At 41.0% G+C, this 19007-nt stretch carries 19 protein-coding genes and 1 pseudogene; 11 read left to right on the top strand and 9 right to left on the bottom strand.

The annotated features are described in order from the left end of the window. Window positions 1–2730, bottom strand: a 2730-nt coding sequence (locus QZY09_RS11095) for a TonB-dependent receptor (RefSeq protein ID WP_295672354.1), incomplete at its 3' end; no start/stop codon positions are given. A 183-nt stretch (window positions 2731–2913) separates the two neighbouring features. Between QZY09_RS11095 and QZY09_RS11090 the strand changes: the two genes are divergently transcribed. Continuing rightward, on the top strand, window positions 2914–3045 hold the full coding sequence (locus QZY09_RS11090) for a hypothetical protein (protein ID WP_295672352.1): 132 nt from the start codon (window positions 2914–2916) through the stop codon (window positions 3043–3045). A 126-nt stretch (window positions 3046–3171) separates the two neighbouring features. On the opposite strand, the gene QZY09_RS11085 is transcribed toward QZY09_RS11090, so the two are convergent. The 6 genes and pseudogenes from QZY09_RS11085 to QZY09_RS11060 all read right to left on the bottom strand — a co-directional run bounded on the left by QZY09_RS11085 (window position 3172) and on the right by QZY09_RS11060 (window position 10944). After that, window positions 3172–3300 (bottom strand): type II toxin-antitoxin system YoeB family toxin, encoded by a 129-nt coding sequence (locus tag QZY09_RS11085; protein ID WP_295672350.1) that lies wholly within the window; start codon window positions 3298–3300, stop codon window positions 3172–3174. Window positions 3301–3435: 135 nt separating this feature from the next. After that, the gene (locus QZY09_RS11080; protein ID WP_295672349.1) at window positions 3436–3645 is read right to left on the bottom strand and encodes a DUF2683 family protein; all 210 of its coding nucleotides are present in this window, start codon (window positions 3643–3645) and stop codon (window positions 3436–3438) included. A 28-nt stretch (window positions 3646–3673) separates the two neighbouring features. Next, entirely contained in the window at window positions 3674–6571 is a 2898-nt protein-coding gene (locus tag QZY09_RS11075; protein ID WP_295672348.1) for a triple tyrosine motif-containing protein, read from the bottom strand. Between the two features lie 92 nt (window positions 6572–6663). Next, window positions 6664–7242, bottom strand: coding sequence for a hypothetical protein (locus QZY09_RS11070; RefSeq protein ID WP_295672347.1), 579 nt, complete (start codon window positions 7240–7242; stop codon window positions 6664–6666). Between the two features lie 77 nt (window positions 7243–7319). Then, a complete protein-coding gene (locus tag QZY09_RS11065) occupies window positions 7320–8282 on the bottom strand; it encodes a rhodanese-related sulfurtransferase (RefSeq protein ID WP_295672346.1) in 963 nt (320 codons plus the stop codon). Between the two features lie 187 nt (window positions 8283–8469). Further along, window positions 8470–10944, bottom strand: a pseudogene (locus QZY09_RS11060) (DUF5686 family protein). Between the two features lie 127 nt (window positions 10945–11071). Here QZY09_RS11060 and kbl point away from each other — a divergent pair. The 6 genes from kbl (at window position 11072) to QZY09_RS11030 (ending at window position 15154) form a co-directional block, all read left to right on the top strand. After that, window positions 11072–12262, top strand: coding sequence for a glycine C-acetyltransferase (kbl, locus tag QZY09_RS11055; RefSeq protein WP_295672345.1), 1191 nt, complete (start codon window positions 11072–11074; stop codon window positions 12260–12262). A 44-nt stretch (window positions 12263–12306) separates the two neighbouring features. Next, on the top strand, window positions 12307–12585 hold the full coding sequence (locus QZY09_RS11050; RefSeq protein WP_295672344.1) for a DUF6364 family protein: 279 nt from the start codon (window positions 12307–12309) through the stop codon (window positions 12583–12585). Next, a complete protein-coding gene (locus tag QZY09_RS11045) occupies window positions 12582–12992 on the top strand; it encodes a PIN domain-containing protein (protein WP_295672343.1) in 411 nt (136 codons plus the stop codon). Before QZY09_RS11050 ends, QZY09_RS11045 begins: the two co-directional genes overlap by 4 nt. Further along, on the top strand, window positions 12993–14027 hold the full coding sequence (gene pheS / locus QZY09_RS11040; protein ID WP_096350791.1) for a phenylalanine--tRNA ligase subunit alpha: 1035 nt from the start codon (window positions 12993–12995) through the stop codon (window positions 14025–14027). It abuts the gene before it with no gap. Next, window positions 14024–14437: a hypothetical protein gene (locus QZY09_RS11035; protein ID WP_295672342.1), complete on the top strand. Its 414-nt coding sequence runs from the start codon at window positions 14024–14026 to the stop codon at window positions 14435–14437. The genes pheS and QZY09_RS11035 overlap by 4 nt, the downstream gene beginning before the upstream one ends. A gap of 135 nt (window positions 14438–14572) precedes the next feature. Next, complete coding sequence (locus QZY09_RS11030; protein WP_295672341.1) at window positions 14573–15154, top strand: TetR/AcrR family transcriptional regulator; 582 nt, start codon at window positions 14573–14575, stop codon at window positions 15152–15154. Window positions 15155–15239: 85 nt separating this feature from the next. Here QZY09_RS11030 and QZY09_RS11025 read toward each other — a convergent pair whose 3' ends face one another. Together QZY09_RS11025 and QZY09_RS11020 are read right to left on the bottom strand one after the other, a co-directional pair. Next, entirely contained in the window at window positions 15240–15764 is a 525-nt protein-coding gene (locus tag QZY09_RS11025; protein ID WP_295672340.1) for a hypothetical protein, read from the bottom strand. Between the two features lie 119 nt (window positions 15765–15883). Beyond that, complete coding sequence (locus QZY09_RS11020) at window positions 15884–16237, bottom strand: DUF5518 domain-containing protein (protein ID WP_295672339.1); 354 nt, start codon at window positions 16235–16237, stop codon at window positions 15884–15886. An 85-nt stretch (window positions 16238–16322) separates the two neighbouring features. On the opposite strand from QZY09_RS11020, the gene QZY09_RS11015 reads away from it, so the two are divergent. The 4 genes from QZY09_RS11015 to creD all read left to right on the top strand — a co-directional run bounded on the left by QZY09_RS11015 (window position 16323) and on the right by creD (window position 18891). Beyond that, complete coding sequence (locus QZY09_RS11015) at window positions 16323–16958, top strand: hypothetical protein (RefSeq protein ID WP_295672338.1); 636 nt, start codon at window positions 16323–16325, stop codon at window positions 16956–16958. Further along, entirely contained in the window at window positions 16955–17260 is a 306-nt protein-coding gene (locus QZY09_RS11010; protein WP_295672337.1) for a transcriptional regulator, read from the top strand. Before QZY09_RS11015 ends, QZY09_RS11010 begins: the two co-directional genes overlap by 4 nt. Window position 17261: 1 nt before the next feature. Further along, the gene (locus tag QZY09_RS11005) at window positions 17262–17474 is read left to right on the top strand and encodes a hypothetical protein (protein ID WP_295672336.1); all 213 of its coding nucleotides are present in this window, start codon (window positions 17262–17264) and stop codon (window positions 17472–17474) included. A 64-nt stretch (window positions 17475–17538) separates the two neighbouring features. Then, window positions 17539–18891, top strand: a complete 1353-nt coding sequence (creD, locus tag QZY09_RS11000; RefSeq protein WP_295672335.1) for a cell envelope integrity protein CreD — start codon at window positions 17539–17541, stop codon at window positions 18889–18891. The last annotated feature ends 116 nt before the right edge of the window (window positions 18892–19007 follow it).

Raw genomic sequence — 19007 nt, 5'->3', positions numbered from 1 at the left:
TGAAGTACCTGCACCGTGCCAGCGATGATCATAAAAATCCTGGGTAAAGTTCTCATTGCCATATCGGTAAGCAATATTTGCATTATAAATGCTCACATCTGCCACTCCCTGCATATCAAGCTCAAAGTCAAATTGCTTGTAAGTGAAACTTGAATTGATGCCATAGCTATATTTCGGATTCGGGTTACCTAAAACAACGCGGTCGCGGGTATCTATCACACCGTCATGGTTTACATCTGCATATTGAAAATCTCCGGCCTTTGCAGTTGGCTGCGCGCCTGAGGTTTGGTCTTGCTGAAATATGCCTGCAACTTTGTAACCGTAGAATTCGCCGATAGGCTCGCCTACCATAGTACGGGTCGCCAGGGCGCCATTGGCAATACCATTTCCGCCTGAATAAATCGGATTTTTACCCGACTGTACACTCAACACGTCGTTGGTGTTGATGCCCAGATTCGCGCTAACAGAGTAAGAAAAACTTTTTGAAGGCTGATCTTTCCAGCTCAATACAAATTCTGCACCCCGGTTTTGGATCTTAGCCTGGTTGCCTTCTATGTTACCGCCTGAGGTACCTACAGATGCAGGGATCGGGATAGCAAAAATTGCGTTATCGGTGGTCCTGTTATAATAGTCGGCTTCAAATGATAACTTGTTATGAAGGAAAGATGCTTCAAGACCAATGTCGGTTGATTGTGCATTTTCCCAAACTGTAATTGGCGGTACAACCGTATTGATACTGGCACCCAAAGCTGGCGCCTGCGGATTGCCGAATACAGCGGTAAGATAGCCAGGATCACTTGTGATCACCAGGTTTGAAAGATTAATAGGTACATTCCTGTTACCAACCTTGCCCCAGCTTCCTCTCAGTTTTAAATCATCAAAAAAATGCTGGTCTTTCATAAATTCTTCATTGCTGATCACCCAGCCACCACCAACCGATGGAAAATAGCCAAATACATTAGCGCCATTTGAACCATAGTATGGCGAAGAGCCATCCTGGCGTATCGAAGCATTCAACAGGTAACGATCGTTAAATGAGTAGTTAACACGCGCGAAATAAGAAAGGTCGCGGATGTGCGGCTGCTGACCTGGCACCACGGTTTGCATTACATTTTTAGCCGTATCGGGGAATGAACCAGTAAGGCTGCCTTTAGCAACGTAAGGTACATTCTGGGCGTATCCGTGCGCATAGTATGTGGTATAGTCCTGTGCTGTCATACCCACCAAACCGGTAATCTTATGATTGCCGATGGTTTTGTTATAGGTCAGGGTATTTTCCCAGATCCAGTTGCGTGTTTCAGTATGTTGCACATCAAGGCTACTTGAAGTGCTTTGCTGGGCAACAGTTGCATAATAAACCGGGCTATAGCTTCTTACTTCCGCCTGGGCGATATCTACGCCATAGCTGGTCTTAAATTTCAAATCTTTTAAGATAGACAACTCAGCGTAAACATTGCCTGTAACGCGCTTGTTCCTGGAGTGTTGATTAAAAAAGTCGATAGTAGCTTGTGGGTTGTAATTGTTACCATCACCTGTGTGGTAGTCACCCGGGTCGCCGTATTTGCCATCTGCATAAAATACCGGCAAAGTAGGTGCTGCACCAAACAGTTCGTGAAATATACCACTGTTGATATCATTCGACTCGCTTGAAAGCCCGCTTAAAGTAATACCTATTTTCAGGGGTTTTGCAACGGTCCAATCATCTGAAACGTGAAAGGTGTAGCGTTGGTATTTATTGGTCTTCACCAAACCGTCCTGGTCAAGGTAGCCAAACGATACGTTATAAACATTGCTTTGCGACCCGCCACCGATTGAAAGTTCATGATTGGTAACAAACGCGTTGCGCAGGATCTGGTCGTACCAGTTGGTACCGGTACCAAAACTTGCCGGATTGGAAAACAATGGCGGCGTAATGCCATTATATTGATAGAGTTCATTTATAGCGGTAGCGTATTCGGTACCATTGGCCATTTTTACCAGGTTGGTAGCTTTTTGCCAGCCGGCATAGCCCGTATAGCTGATAACCGGTTTGCCTTTGGAGCCGCGCTTAGTAGTAATAACCAAAACGCCATTGGCGCCGCGGATACCATAAATGGCAGTGCTTGATGCATCCTTTAATACCGAAACATTATCGATGTCGGCAGTATTCAGGAAACTGATATCGTCGTACCAGTTACCGTCAACCACATACAAGGGGCTTGAACTACCACCGATGGTGCCCAAACCGCGTATCGTTACTTGTGGCGACGCACCCGGCGAGCCACTGTTGATGATATTTACACCGGCAACTTTACCCTGTAAAGATGAAAGCGCGTTTTGCGATGCCTCCTTGGCAATATCCGCACCTTTTACCGAAACTACAGAGCCGGTATTGTCAACTTTACGTTGTGTACCGTAACCAATCACAACCACCTGTTCAAGCAGCCTTGAAGCAGGCAAAAGTTTAATGGCGATAGCTGTTTGTCCTTTTAGGGCAATATCCTGGCTTGTATATCCGAGATAAGAAATTGTTAATGTTGCGTTTAACGGAGCCGTAATGGTGAACGCTCCGCTAACGTCGGTTTGTGTACCGTTTGTTGTTCCTTTAACAATAACGCTTACACCAATCAGGCTTTCGCCTGTAGTAGCATCAGAAACGGTACCTTTAATGGTAGTGTTCTGTGCAAATGCAGCATTAATAAAAAAGAAACAAAATAGCACCAACCCTGAGATCGTAAAAATTCTCTTCATAGTGGTTAATTAAAATTTAAGAAGTTTGTTTATTAAATTGGTTTTTTGATAGTTCGAAGTTGGGGAGATAATACAATTTTAACAAATAATGTTCCTCTACATTATTACATCATTAAAAAAACACTTTCTCAAACGAAAGTTAAACTATTTTTAAAATATTGAATATCAATCATTTATTACAAAATGACAACTAACGTATGTACTACACTGTCATATACGGTAATACTACATGCCGGACTGCCTATGAGAGGTAATGATGTAGCGCTAAAGCCTGATGAGAAACTCCGTGAGGTTTTTATCATGCTCCGGGTTTAGCTTTTTACGCAACCTGTAACACCTGATTTCAGTAAAGCCGGTTAATATATTTAGAAGGTCAGTCTTGTAACTTGAAAACTTCGATTCGGAACAGTCGAATTAATGGAGTTGGGGTTTCCATCTGAATTATTTGTCGCCATAATGTCCTTTCGCGGAGACTATTGTAACGGTGACGATATTATCTTCGATTCTATAAACTAGTCTATCCTTTTTATTAATTTGCCTTGACCAAAAGCCAGATAGATCAAATCTCAACTGCTCGGGCTGCCCAACGCCTGTTTCGGGGGTGCTCGGCCAATTCTACAAATATTTGATTTATTCTTTTAATAGAACCTTTATCGCCAGATTTGTAGTGTGTTTGCAGGTGTTTTTGGGCATTTTTTTGAACAACTACAGAATACTTGGCCATATATTCTTAGGATCCTTAATGGTAATTACTTCTCCCCGTTTGGCCTGTTCGTAGTTTTCTTTAATCCTGGCAACAAACTCCGGATTGTACGGACTTTTCTCCGTTTCAAAATCAACTTTTAAAGCCTTAGCAATTGCCTTTAAAGCTGACAATTGCTCCTTATTCTTAGGGTGCATGATCACGGTTTCCATAAAACAAATTTAACAAATAAATTTATCATTATAACTCTATCAAAAACTCGGTAAGGTTCTTGTCATGCTCCAGGTTTAGCTTTTTACGCAACCTGTAGCGCCTGATTTCGACCCCGCGCAATGAAATATTTAACAGGGAAGCCATTTCTTTACTGCTCATGTTCATACGCAGGTAAGCACAAAGTTTAAGGTCGTTGGGTACGAGATCCGGGTGATCAGATTTAAGTTTCTTAAAGAAGTTCTCGTGCGCTTCGTTAAAGCTGCTTTCAAACACGTTCCAGTCACGCTCGTCGTTCATACCTTCATTAATAACCTTTTGTATGCGCCTTAACTGCTCTTCGGACAAGGGTTTGCCCGAACTATCTTTTAAATGAGCCATTTCCTCGCTTATTTTTTGCAAAAGCTCATTTTTATACACCAGGTTCATCGCTGAATTTGCCAGCTCCCTACTTTTGCTGGCCAAGTCGGCCTGTAATTTTTCATTTTTAATCTTTACGATCTGCTGCTCATTAGCAATAGCTTCCTGCTTTACAAACTCTTCCTTCTCGCGGTGAAGTTTTTCGTGGATCTCTTGCTGGTGTTTCTTTAAATTTAAATGATAATAATAACGGAATACATAGAACGCCACGATCAATAAAAGCACGTAAATAAACATGGCAATGTTTGTTTCGTACCAGGGAGGTAATACAGTAAAGGTGTAAACGGTTACCGGTGAGACATTCTCGTCGTTTATTTTAGCGCGAACGCTGAATTTGTAAACGCCGTGACCAAGATTGGTAAATTCTTTCTGGCTTTGTGTTGTCCAATCGCTCCATTGCCGCGAATAACCATCCAGAAAATATTGGTATTTGATTTTAGCCTGCCGATAATAGGGTAAAGCGTAGGCTATGCGAATATTATTCTGAGAAAAAGGGATCTCAATGTCGGTAGGACTATTGGTATTTGTATTTTCACTGATCACCGAAACCTTATCTGTTATATTTTCAACTTTCCTGATCAATACCATGGGCAGTTTTATTTTATCAGCCAGTAATGCATCATCATCATTCAAAATAACAAAGCCATCGTCAATACTGATGAGGTAAATTGAGTTATTGATGAGGTTGATATTTTCGTAATGCTGCACCATTTGTCCGTTTAACGAGCTGAAGCGGTTGGAATCAATGGTGAGTTCCCCCGGGACGGATAGGTCGGCAAGGGCTACACGCCCGTGGTTAATAAACCAATATTTTTTACCAATAGCCGAAATGATCTTGTTAGAGGAAGCAAAAGTACCCAGCATTTTATTGAGCTGCTGGTATTTATAAAACTTGTCGCTGATGTCATCATACCTGCAAAAGCCCGAATCCGAAGAAAAAACGATCTGGTTATCCAGGTTAAATACATTTACATTGTAACTATCGGGGAGGCCGGAGCGCTTGTCGTAATATCTCTGGGAAACAACCTTTTTCAGGTCGTTGCTGAGTACAATTTTATAAATGCCTTTATAGGCATGGCCTACCCATATCTGCCCTTTACTATCTGTTTCAACGTACCTTGACGGTTCGATAAATCCCTCCACCTTGTGATCAAATACCCAGTTGCCGCTATTGTCCTTTTTGTAAATAGCCAACCCGGTATAAGTACCCTGGATCAACAGGTGATCATTTAGCTTTTTGATCGTCCAGCCACCGTTCACCGCTGATATTTTGGATATACTGCCGCCATTTACCTGGTAAGTACCATCATTATGGCCGCAAAGCAGGCGACCATCCTGCAGTGAGAGGTCCCAAACCTGGCCCTGTGAACCGGGTATCAATTTAAAATCAAAAGATTGCAGCAGTTGATTGTTCCCGCCGGGGAGCCAGTCGCTGTAAAACAGCCCCTGGTTTGTACCCAGGTATATTTTATTGTTAAAAATAATACTTGAATACACTGTTCCGAAACGACCGGTTTTATCAAAATAAAAATACAGGGGTGAATTTACTTCGATACGGTCGATCCCGTTATCCAAACCAGCCCAAAGGTTCTGCTCGTTATCTGTATATAAACTTAATACGGTATTATTTTGCAACCCGCTGGACTTATTTACATGCTGTACCACGTTGCCTGCGGTGTCAACAATTACAATCCCGTTCAATATCGTGCCGAACGCAAAATATTTGCCGGGAATAACCGCGCCGTTATTTAATTGGTAGGTCTTCAGGAAATCATTCGCATGGTTGTTCCACGAAGTAATTTTATTACCGTCATAAACAAACAAACCATTTTTTGCCGTGCCGATGAGATATTTATTGCCGCGAAAAGGCAGAATAGTAAGGATCCCGGTATTACCCAGCACATTGCTCCCGTTTACGTATACCAGCTGATTGTTTTTAAGCTCGAAAAGGCCGGCATCAACTTGTTCGACAAAATAACGGCTGCCGATCTTAAACAGAAACAGAAAAGGTTTGTGGGCCCTTACTATCGTGATTTTCCCTTTTGAATAAATGTAAATAGAACCAAACGACTGAAATATCACCTTATCTCCATCTACATAAATTTTCCAGATCTCTTCGTTTGGAATATTTGACTTCGGAGCCAGGCTAATGAGCGAATGGTATTTTAAAAAGCCCTGTTTATTATTTTCCCAATAGCCAAATTCGCCAAAACCACCAACGTAAACTTTCCCTCTTCCGTCTGCAGCCGCCGAGCGGACGATAAGCCCGTTGGGCATACGGTAAAGCTGCCAGTATTTGCCATCAAAAGCTAATAAACCCTCGGCATTGCCAAAATACATGATACCGTGCTCATCCCGCGTTACCGACCAGTTTTGATTACCACTCTGGTATTGTGCCTTAGTATAATTTTGCACGTATGGAACGCCAATGTTTTTAATATCAGCGGCGCTGGCCTGATCCCAGCAGCACGATAAACAAACTAAAAATAAGACGAAGTATTTAAACATCGGTGAAAAACAAAAAGAAACGCGCAAATTATTGCGTCTCTGCGAAAATACGTTGTAAAAACGAATAATTGTGTAACGACGGACCACCTTTGTCAGCTTTTCAAATCACCAACGGCAGTAGATATCAAATAATCTATTTGTTTTTTGTATTTTGGATAAAGGTCTTTGATCTTTGGATTCAAACTGTAAAAAATCGTCCTGCAATTTTTTGTTGTTAAATCATGAAAATGATTATTGACAAATCCCCATTCAAGTTGATTAAGTAAATCTTTGTCATTAGCAACACGGATTAAAACATAGTCAGGCCATTTTGCAAATAGCGGTTCAAAGCTAATCGGAATCTCTTCGTCTGCCGAACCTTTTTGACGTTTGATAAATTTGATAAACTCGTCGACAGCTAATGGACTGTTGCTATGCAAGCAAATTTTACCAAACAGCCTCAACACAGTTTCAGATGATTCATCATCATCGCGAGATCTTCTCACCGCTACGTCAAGTTCTTTTCTAGCTTCTAATCTTCTGAAAATTTTGAGCGCTGACGAAAATTGAGTTGGATCGATTTGCCTTATTTTCGAATAGGATAAAAGTTGATCTAATTGCCGATCAGAATTCTGCGCAAATAAGTTAAAAATCGGGATAAAGATTAGGCTGATAACTAAAAAAAATTTCATAACAGAATTTTAGCCAAATTACTCATTAACAGCAGCAATAACAACCCGCGACTTGCGGTATTCGTGTAAATTCGTTCCTATTCGTGAAATTCGTGTCTATTAATTTTCTTAGTAGTATTTACAGGCTGTGGCACTTTTACATAATACCCCGTACCGTCATATTCCCTTTTGCGCGGATGGGCCTTGCAGGCAGCACTGCAGCAGCCTTCCATTTTGTCGCCGCATTCATCGCATTGGGTAAAGTGTTCGTTGCACTCGGGGTTAGCGCAGTTGATCATTTTATGGGTGGTTTTACCGCAATTAAAACAGGTGGATATCACTACCGGGTTAACGTGGTTCACATCTACTGATAGCCGGTTATCAAAAACATAACATTTGCCCTCAAAATCCTCGCCGCCGGCTTCCTTACCGTATTTGATGATGCCGCCGTGTAACTGGTAAACATCTTTAAAACCTTCGTGCAATAGCAATGCAGAAGCTTTTTCGCATTTAATGCCGCCGGTGCAATAGGTTAATATCTTTTTGTCTTTGTATTGGGCCAGTTCATTTATTTTTTCCGGGAAATCCCTGAAATTGTCGATATCAAGCGTAATGGCATTTTTAAACCTGCCCAAATTGTGCTCATAGTTGGAGCGCACATCCAGGATCACCACATCTTCGTCATCCTTCATCGCCAAAAAATCTTTTGGATCAAGATGTTTGCCTGTTTGTAATTGGGGATTGATGATATTAGGATCGCGCAGGCCGGAGTGTACGATCTCTGATTTATAACGCACATGCATTTTAATAAATGAAGGTTCGTCCACTTCATCAATTTTAAAATCGATACCTGCGAAACGCGGGTCGGCGTGCAGAGTATCCATGTAGGTTTTGCAGGATTCGGCAGTGCCTGAAACGGTGCCGTTCAAACCTTCTTCCGCCACGATAATGCGGCCGGTTAGCCCTAAATTTTTACAGAATTTTAAATGATCGGTAGCATACTGCTCCGCATCAGCTATTGTTGAATAACAATAGTACAGTAGTGTGTTATACTTTGCCATAAAATCATTGATACTGCTTCAAACAGTGTTAAATGAGGCGCAAATATAGTGATTTGTTGATTAAGTTGGATTGCGTTGACTAAGTTGAATGGTTTACAGGAAGTTTACCCACCAAACACGAAATGAACCAATGAATTATTAACGCCCCCCAAATACTCAATCAACTTAATCACCACTCACCCAGCGGCTATTTCAACCCATAAAATATCCTGAAACCCTGCAGGTATTTTTTGTTACCCTGGTAGGCTACGCCATAATCGGCGCCAAATTGCAAGCGTTTGATGCCAAAATAGAATTCTGAATAATAAGGATTATTCTTTTCGGTAAGATAGTTCGCTCCTACAATTTCTTCTAATTTAAGTCTTCGTAAAAAGGGCACATTGTCAAATATCGCTCCGCCGAAATTATGCTGGAAATGGAACTCAAGAAAAGGATCTTTGGTGCTGAACGTATAAAATGGCAAAAAATGGAAGCTCCCGACATCCGTTGGATCGGACGATGTTCCCTCATTGCCTATAAAGTGGTTGTAATCCATAAAGTAAAGATTCCGGTTGTTAAAAAACTCCCCGGCTTTGATCTTAAATGCTGAATGCCCCAGCAATCCAACAGCAAGGCGGTCATCTTCGATATCAATGGCAATAAAATCGTAATTAACATCCGAACCCAGCACGTTATTTATTCCTTTTCGATAATTAACAGTGATTACCGGATAATCTGAGGGCAAATAAACCCTACCGGTTGGCCGGGTAATATATTGCTGGTCGAAAGTAAACCTGAAATAAGTATTAAAAGTAAGTGCCTGGTTTTCGGGAAATAATATGGAATGGTCGTCCTGCGGTGCATCCGGCGCTAAGGGATTGTTTGAAGTATACCGCAGATGTGAGTACGTAAAAATATGATTGAAGGAGGTATTGTATAGTTGGGTCCTGTCTGCATACGATAAATTGGCCGTCCACAAAATACCGTTTGTGAGTTCCCGCTGGTATCCGAAATTTCCAAATACAGAACGATAATATTTAACAAAGTTCTGTTCGCTTATAAGTGTACTTAACGTATTAAAATAAAGTGAACGGGTGCCCAAAGTGTTCAAATCGAGCACATCACTCCCAAAATTCAAAAAAAACTTTCCGACGTTGTCGGGGTCATACGTATAACTTGAATGAATATTTGCACTGAACATTTTGTCAGCAGTTCCATATCTAAACGCCGGCGACACAGTGAACGACCTGTTATCCTCAAATGTTTTTGTATAACCGCCTTTCAAATTAATCCCCCAACCCTCAACGGTGTTGTAATATATTGTTTGCAACAGCGGTAAAACAAAAAGCGAATCCTTATGATTTTTATAGGTGGCCAGGTATCCATCTACCAGGTAAGGTAGTAGGGCAAACTTATTGTCATCATGTTGTATTGAATCCTGGTAGGTTTTTGACTCCTGCAGTTTGGCAATACTATCGCGTGTTTTATAATTTTTTACTTCCGGAGATGTTAATGGTACCGGGCGTTTATTCGCCCAAAATGCTGCACTTCTTTTGTTTGCTTCGGTATCCACGTGCAAAATTTCACCGTTAAAATAGCTTTCCTTAAATACAGTATCTATTTTGTAATTATTGTTTATACCCAGGTAGTAGCCGCTAAATTTTAAGCCGTTAACATTCCCGATATAACTGTATTGAAACGACAAGGGCTCCCAGGTATTTCCAACAGGGATGTATTGCTGAGTAACCCTTAAGGTATCAACAAAATTGAGGTTATTTAGTGATTTTGTTAAATACAGATCGACGCCATAAATCCTCCAGTCGCCCTCAATAATATAAATACTTCAGGTAAATGACAGTGCTTTGCCAATCAGAGTATGCACCTGAATTTTATCTATCTGTTTTCCGTCTTCCGATATGGTGCCTAATAATTTAAACTTATAATATTTAAAAGCATAGGCGCTTACCGGCGAAACAAAACCATGGGTGCTAAGGCCATTAATGTAAAACAGGTTTTTATAAAAATTTACCTGCAAGTCTGATGCTTTATTATAGCCAAATGGCGGATTTGAACCCGATACCTTCGAAGCGGCGAAGATCTCTTTTACTTCATCCTTCTGTTTAAAACTATAGGTTGATAGCGATTCTGACTGGTAAGCTATTCCTTTTCCGCTTGTATCAAGGCCAAGCAGCTTTGCCATCCCTTTATCTAAAAGCGTTTTTGGTACAGTAATGATTTTTTTTACGCCTTTAATGTATATGGCACACTGGTATGACTTAACTTCGTTGAGATAAAACTTTCGTTTATCAAGTACATGGTGCATGATATCATACGCCGGGTCGTTTTTATTTGTTTCCTTTGAAATTACTGGTTTTAATTCAAATGGCTCATCGGCCAATTGTAAATTATGTTCAACGTCCCCGGTGGAAATATCAATCCTTTCAACATCCTCTTTATAGCCAACAACCCGGTAAACAATATCATAAGTGCCGGGCCTGAGCCTAAAAATGTAATCGCCGTTTTCATTGGCGGTGGTGCCATAAGTTGAATTTTTAATATAAACAGAGGCAAACGGAACGGGCAGATTTTGGTCGCCGGTTATATGGCCCGATAAAACAAATTGTTGTGCAAAGCAATTAAAAGTCGAAAAAGCTAAAACAGCGAAGAGTATGGTTTTTTTCATGATATTAACATTAAATAAACATTAGAGGTAAAATGTTTGATATAATGAGCTTTATATGATCTTTAATTTTATTAACTCCGGCCGGATAATCTTTAATTATTAATTTTGCCCCTCTAAAATCTACAATATGTATAACACACTAAAGCCGGTTTTGCAGCAGGAGCTTGCCGATATCGAAAGCGCAGGTTTATATAAACGGGAAAGAATTATCACGTCACCGCAGGGCCCTGACATTACTGTACAAGGTGGCAAAAACGTAATTAATTTTTGTGCCAATAATTACCTTGGCCTGTCCAGCCATCCAAAGGTTATAGCGGCAGCAAAAGAAGCTTTGGACTCCCATGGTTATGGTTTATCCTCTGTTCGTTTTATTTGCGGCACGCAGGATATTCATAAAGAGCTTGAAAAAAAGATCGCTGAGTTTTTAGGGACGGAAGACACCATACTTTACGCTGCCGCCTTTGATGCAAACGGCGGTGTTTTTGAACCCTTGTTTAACGAGCAGGACGCCATTATTTCGGACGAGTTAAACCATGCTTCTATTATTGACGGTGTGCGCCTGTGCAAAGCGCAGCGCCAACGTTATAAACACGATGACATGGCCGACCTGGAAGAAAAGCTGAAAGCAACCGAAAGCTGTCGCCACCGGATCATTGTGACCGACGGCGCATTCAGTATGGACGGGACAATAGCCCAACTGGACAAAATTTGCACTTTAGCCGAACAATACAATGCGCTGGTGATGATTGACGAAAGCCATTGCTCCGGTTTTATGGGAAAAACAGGCCGTGGCACGCATGAGCATCATAACGTGATGGGTAAAATTGATATCATTACAGGCACTTTAGGCAAGGCATTAGGCGGAGCGTCCGGAGGGTTTACCTCTGGCCGTAAAGAGATCATTGACATGCTGCGCCAGCGTTCGCGCCCTTATTTATTTTCAAATACATTGGCGCCTTCCATTACCGGGGCATCCATAGCGGTGTTAAACATGCTGAGTGAAACTACCGACCTGCGCGATAAACTTGAAACCAATACACAATATTTCCGCAAAAAAATAACCGAGGCGGGTTTCGATATTAAACCCGGCATACACCCCATTGTGCCGGTGATGCTGTACGATGCAAAACTTGCCCAGGAATTTGCTGCTAAAATGCTGGATGAAGGTATTTATGTGATTGGTTTTTATTACCCGGTGGTTCCGCAGGGTAAAGCACGCATCAGGGTGCAGATATCGGCGGCGCATGAAATGGAGCATTTGGATAAGGCGATTGCCGCTTTTACAAAGGTTGGGAAAGCGTTGGGGGTGATTAAATAGTTACGTATAAATTATTTATATTTGTACGTATAAATCAACAGAGTATGGCAACTATTAAACTTACTTTGAGCATGGATGAAGACACAATTCAGACTGCAAAAAGAATAGCTTCTGAAAGCAATATGAGCGTTTCAAAATTGTTTAAAAATTTGATAACAGCAGTTGAAACGGAAAAAAGGACAAAAGATCCTGTTTTGGAAAAAATCAGAAACACAGAAATACCCGATTGGATAAAACAGCTTTCAGTAGTGAGTAAGCCTACTCCTGATTTTGATCACAAAGCGGAATATCACAAACACCTTGAAGAAAAGTACAGTGTATGAGATCAGTATTTATTGACTCAGATATACTACTTGATTTAATTTTGAAACGATATCCGTTTTATGAGTGGGCTTTAGGTTTATTTTTTTTGATCGATGAAAAGGAATATTCCGGATGTACTTCCGTACATTCACTATTAAACGTTCATTACATCGCGAAGAAAAGTGTTGGCGAAAAATCTGCCAGGGCATCCATAAGACTTTTATCAAACAAAATAAATATTATCAGTGAAGGGTTATCGATCATCGAAAAAGCTTTAGACTCAAATATTGTTAATTTTGAAGATGCTGTTCAACATTGTGCTGCGGTAAGCGCAAATGCTAATTTTATTATCACCCGAAATACAAAAGATTACAAGAAATCCACCATACCGGTTTTAACAGCCGAACAATTTTTAAGAACATTATAAATGCAAGATAAAATAGACCAATATACCAAAGAGATCAACGCTTTTTTAGCAGCTAATGCCGAAGAACTGGAAACCTTCCGCATTAAATTTTTGGGGACCAAAGGCGTTATTAAAGATCTATTTGAACAGTTTAAAACTGTCGGTACTGAAGAAAAACGTACGTTTGGCAAAGTTTTAAACCAGTTTAAACAACTGGCCGAAGCTAAATACAATGAAGTAAAAGAAACTTTTGACTCAGGACTGAAGACTGAAGACTTAGGCCTTGACCTTACGCTTCCCGGAGATGGATTTAACACCGGCTCCCGTCATCCCTTATCCCTGGTAAGAATTGAGATCATTGATATTTTTAAAAGATTAGGTTTCGTGGTGGCTGAAGGTCCCGAAATTGAAGATGACTGGCATAATTTCTCTGCATTAAACTTCCCCGAAGAACACCCCGCACGGGATATGCAGGATACTTTCTTTATAAAAAAGAACAGCGGTAAGGATGATATCGCGCTGCGTACCCATACTTCATCGGTACAGGTACGGATGATGGAAAATGGTAAACCGCCGTTCCGGGCTATTATGCCGGGCAGGGTTTACCGTAATGAGGCAATTTCGGCCCGGGCGCATTGCTTTTTTCACCAGGTAGAAGGTTTGTATATTGATGAAAATGTATCATTCGCAGACCTTAAACAAACCCTTTATCATTTTGTACAGGAACTTTACGGCGCAGATTTCAAAGTACGCTTCAGGCCATCCTATTTCCCTTTTACCGAACCATCTGCCGAAATGGACATCTCCTGCACCATTTGCAAAGGCGCGGGATGTAACATGTGTAAATACACAGGTTGGGTGGAGATATTGGGCTGCGGTATGGTTGACCCTAACGTTTTGGAAAACTGCAATATCGACAGCAAAAAATACACCGGCTTCGCTTTCGGCATGGGGATAGAAAGAATTGCCAACTTAAAATATGTGATACGCGATCTGCGTTTATTCTCTGAGAACGATGTTCGTTTTCTGAAGCAATTTAAAACTGAGATCATATGAGGAAATGGATCCTGCTTTCCGCTATCGCTATAAGCTGCCTTTCGTGTGTAAAAAGCGGGGGCGTTATACCAAACGTTGCCGTAAATTTCCAGGCGGCAACCACCGACCCACGCTTTAGCGCGCTGAACGTTCCAGGTGGTGCGGTGCTGGTAAATGGCTATGGCGTGGCCGGGCTGATTTTATACCGCGAAGCAGATGGCAGTTATGCCGCGTACGACCGTTGCAGTACCGTTGACCCTTCAAAGCTCTGTGCAGTTACCCTTGATGCCGGAAACTTTACCGTTACTGACCCCTGCAGCGGCGGCAAATGGGCCCTCTCCAGCGGCAACCCGGTTAAAGCGCCAGCGGTAACCTCGCTCAAAGCCTACAGCATTGATGTAAGTAACTTTGAAATATTTGTATCAAATTGAATTGGTGAGTGGTGAATGCTGAGTAGTTAGTAATTTACTACTCATTATTCATAATTTAATACTCACTATTTACGTCTCACAACTCACCTGCTCACTATTCTCATTAAAATTTAGATATTTGTATCGAATTGATACATGGAAGCTGACAAAATAAAAGAAAGTATAAAGCGGGCCGCGCAGGAACTGTTTCGAAAATTTGGTTATCATAAAACCAGCGTTAACGAAATTGCCAGGAAAGCAAAAATTGCCAAAGCTACTATTTATAAATATTTCGAGAGTAAAGAAGATGTTTTGCACTCCTTACTGATGGATTACATTAAGGTAAGCGTTAACGACCTGATCCATAGCAACACGCATGAAGATGATGAGGAGGCACATTTAAACACCCTCATTATGAAAACCTGCCGCCTGAGCTATACCGTGTGCAATGAGTTTATTGGCTGGGATTTTATCCGGGAATCGGCCAATTCACAGGCTTTTCTTAAAAACTTATCCAACGAACTGGAAGAAATGCTGGTAAACGCGTTCAGCCAGTTAAGCGGCCTGCGTAAACAGGAAAATTATTTAAAGAAATTGCACTTTTTGATCAAATGTAGCAAAAGCATCGTCTTCAGCTTTGCATTTACCTCGGTAAGTGATTCGGATGTGCGGAAAAATTTTGTGTCCTTTCAAAAAGACATCTTGCCTTATTTGGTGAAGGCCGCGATAACTATTTAGATTTCGGACGTCGGATGTTCGAATTCGGAATTTTTGTTTATGGATAATCAGTAATATTAAATTATGTTTATTTTGTCACTTGGATTTATTCTCCCTGATGTATCCAGGCCCAGCTTCTACCATTCCAATAAATTATCCCGCCTGCATTAAATTCACCGTCTTCAACGCTCCAAATGCTAATGCCTTTATTTGGAAGTTTCCTTTTAATAGTACCGGCAATATCACCATTATCAAATTTCGTTTCGTATGCAAATCTTTGGCTAAAAATCCTCCATTTGTCCATCCATTTTAAATCATCGGACTCATCTTGTCCACGTTTACCAACTTTTTTACCAGCACCAAATACCACATAGCCAGCTTTATTCCCGAGAAAAACGATCATACCCTTTTTATTGGATTTTGTTTCAATTACTAAAACAGCCACATCATTAATACCGTCTCCATTAAAATCAGCTTTTAAAAAAGGCGGTTTTAGGAATGGAGTTATCTGGTATTTTTCGTCAAGCTTATATCTTTTAAATAAGTTGATAGACTCAATAGGTACTGATAAAGATTGGGCATTAATTCTTAAAGAGGATGTTATCAGAAATAAAAAAAACACATTTTTCATTGGCTGTATTTGCGGCAAGGTTTAATAATAATGTCGAACCAAAGATACCTTTTAATCATTAACAACAAAAAACCAACATCCTGATTCTACTATAACATCAACTAAATCCCAAAATCAACTTAATCAATGGTTCCGACAATTTTCCTTTTCAACCAATTACCGATAAACGCCCCGATAACCCCGGCAATGGCGCCACCCATGCTAAACAGTAAATTAAAAGCAATAAATTTAATGATGCTGCCGGTATCTGTTTTGCCGCTATAACCCAATAGAATATAAACCAGGAACAAAGCATACCCAAATAAAGCGCCGTTAACAATAGCATTACGCCGGCTCTCGTTAAAATAGCCGATCAGCAGCGCCCCAATTGCCCATGGGATAATATTATACCATCCTTTTATATAATAGTTGGAAAGGAAGCTTAACCCGATGGCTGCCACCAGGATCAATAATTTTGCGGTCAGGTTTTTCATATCCGATCTTAAAAAAAATATTTTTCACTAATTATTTTGAAATCAAAGATAAAATAATTTACTTTGATAAACAAAGTACTTTTAAGTGGAAGAAAAACAAATACAGGACGACCTTGCCTCCATTCGCAGCCTGATGGAGCGGTCCTCAAAATTTATATCCCTCAGCGGGTTATCCGGGATTTTGGCAGGGATTTATGCATTGATTGGTGCAGGGGTAGCGTATTATGAATTATACATTGGGATAGGAAGGCATCATTATAACCCACATTTCCGAATTGTTGAAAACATAGAAGATTCATTCTTACTGCTCACTTTATTCCTTATTGCTCTTTTGGTTTTACTTGCCTCACTTTTAACTGGCTTTATTTTAACCAGTAAAAAGGCAAAAAAAAGCGGACAACCTATCTGGGGAAATACCAGCCGTGCTTTGATCTTTAATATGGCTTTACCATTAATAAGCGGCGGCCTGCTGATCCTGATATTATTATACCGCAATTATTACGGTGTCGTTTCCCCTGCCTCACTTATTTTTTATGGACTTGCCTTAGTGGCTGCAAGCAACTTTACTTATAAGGATGTGCGCTACCTGGGCATTTGCGAGATTGTATTGGGCTTAATTGCCGCTTGTTTACCCGGCTACGGTTTGTTATTTTGGGCGATTGGTTTTGGTGTGCTGCATATAATTTATGGGAGCATGATGTACTTTAAATACGACAGGTGAAAGTCCCTTTTGAAAAATTAGATAAAGCTTTTGAGAACCGCTTAAGGCTGCAGATCATGAGTGTGCTGATGGTAAACGACAGGTACGACTTTAATTCGTTAAAGGAACTGCTGGATACTACCGACGGCAACCTGGCGTCGCACTTAAAAGGGTTAGAGAAAGAAGAATACATCCTGGTGCATAAAACATTTTTAGGCCGGAAACCGAATACTACTTATGAAGCCACCGAAAAAGGAAAAACGGCGTTTAAGCAGCACCTGGATGCTTTGGAAAAATTAATTAAACAACAAAAATCAAACTAAAATGGAAACCAAACCAATCATTACTTTAATAAAATACGCTGCCATTGGCGGCAACGTCTTATTTGTTTTATGGATCTTATTCAACGCCATGGATGAAGGCTTCCGGGGTACACTGCCGGAGAAATTATCGGCCGTTGGACTGATCGGGCTATTATCCGTAAACAGTATCCTGCTGCTGATGAAATCATCTCAAAAACAATTAAAAAATCAATAATTAATCAACCAAATTTTTTTATCCATGTGCTTTGAAATACAAAGTACTTTTAAGTAATAAAATCATGATAGAACAATCAGAACCAACACCACAACCAAAGCAAAGTACCTGGACCCAGGATTCCATTTTAATTAAATTAGGGGTTATTACCGTAATTATCCTGCTTTTGCTGATCCCGTCGGCCTGGATCCAAAGCCTGGTGACCGACCGCGAAGGCTACCAGCAGGAAAACCTGAAGAATGTAGCGGATAAATGGGCGGGCAGCCAACTGGTGCAGGGCCCGGTTATGGCGCTGCCCTACCGCAAAATGATCACCGAAAATAACAATGCTGGCAAACCGATAACCCACGAGGTGACTAAAACGTTGTATGTATTGCCCCAAACACTTAGCATGAAAGCGGGGATCCAGACAGAACAATACAGCAGCGGGATTTACGATGCCATTGTTTACAACTCAAAAGTAAACGTAACAGGCAGTTTTAATCAGCCCGATTTAAGTGAATTAAGTATAGACCCTGCTACTATTCAATACGACAAGGCCAGACTGATATTCAGCATTTCGGACCTGAAAGGGTTAAAGAACAACCCGGTAGTGACCATCAGGGGACAACAATATACGCCCGAGCCTTCTGAAAATGAAAACATGCCCTTAAGCAACGGCCTGCAGGTGAGCTTTCCACTGCAAAAGGAACAGGGATTTAATTTTAGCTACCAGCTTGATCTGAAAGGCAGCAATGCGCTGAATTTCCTGGACATCGGCAAAACCACCGATGTGGAAGTTAACAGCGACTGGAAACACCCCGACTTTAACGGCCGTTACCTGCCCGATACCCGTACAGTTAGCGACAGAGGGTTGAATGCAAAATGGCAGATGCTTTATTATAACCGCCCGTTTCCGCAGCAGTGGACCGATGGCGACTCGGTATTAACCAACAAAAAAGCATTGACGGACGCAGTGATAGGTGTTAAACTTCAGCTGCCTATTGACCAGTACCGTAAAATTTTGCGTACCACCAAATATTCAACGCTAATTATCCTGCTCACTTTTGTTTCCCTTTTTCTTGCGGAAATGATCAAAAAAGAGCGGATCCATTTGTTCAACTATACGCTCATCGGGGCGGCGATGGTGGTGTATTATACCCTGTTGTTATCGTTTGCAGAACAGATCGGGTATAATTACGCTTACTTGTTATCCTCGCTGTCCACCATTGGGTTAATCGCAGTTTTCACCTCTTCCCTCTTAAAAAACAGGAAGGTATCAGCTGTATTTGCTTTCATTCTTACCATATTTTATGGTTTCATATTCATTATCATACAACTGGAAGAGCTTTCCCTGCTGTTTGGAAGCGTAGCCTTATTCATCATCATCGCCGCGCTGATGTATTTCTCGCGAAAAATAAACTGGTATAAGCATTAAAAGGCCTCACCCCAAGAGGCTGTCTCAAAAGTCGATTGTATCAAAAGGTTACCAAATAATATTTGCCTCTGCGATCTTTGCGTTCTCGTCTCCGTGATCTCTGTGGTTAAATTTTA

Source organism: uncultured Mucilaginibacter sp. (genome assembly GCF_903913935.1).
Lineage (GTDB): Bacteria > Bacteroidota > Bacteroidia > Sphingobacteriales > Sphingobacteriaceae > Mucilaginibacter.
The sequence above is the reverse complement of the archived record's forward strand: the minus strand, read 5'-3'. Positions and strand labels throughout refer to the sequence as shown.